The 482-nt window shown below is 55.0% G+C and carries 1 protein-coding gene; it reads right to left on the bottom strand.

What is annotated here, in order from left to right; translation table 11 throughout:
• A partial coding sequence (locus D479_RS19540; RefSeq protein ID WP_008640580.1) for an adenylosuccinate synthetase occupies window positions 1-482 on the bottom strand: 482 nt, incomplete at both ends.

Below are 482 nucleotides of genomic sequence, written 5' to 3'. Positions count from 1 at the left end.
CGGCGTGCGTGGCGGACTACGACACTGTCGAACCAGCCGACACGGCGCGGACGTCCGGTCGTCGTACCGTATTCACGGCCGACTTCGCGGATTTGATCCCCGATTTCATCGTGAAGCTCTGTCGGGAACGGACCGTCACCGACACGAGTCGTGTACGCTTTCGACACACCTACGACATGCTTGATCTTGGACGGTCCGACACCGGAACCGATCGTCACACCACCGGCAATCGGGTTGGAAGACGTTACGAACGGGTATGTACCCTGATCGATATCAAGCATAACCCCTTGCGCACCTTCAAACAGCACACGGCGGCCTTCATCCAGGCTGTCGTTCAATACGACAGACGTATCGCATACGTAAGAAGCGATCTGCTGACCGTAATCATAATACTCTTCCATGATTTCATCGACCGTGAACGGCGTCGTTTCATATACTTTCTCGAAAAGACGGTTCTTCTCCGCCAGGTTCTGCTCGAGCTT

This window comes from Halobacillus sp. BAB-2008, assembly GCF_000328325.1.
Lineage (GTDB): Bacteria > Bacillota > Bacilli > Bacillales > Halobacillaceae > Halobacillus.
Note: the sequence above shows the minus strand (reverse complement) of the source record. Positions and strands in the feature narration are given on the sequence as shown.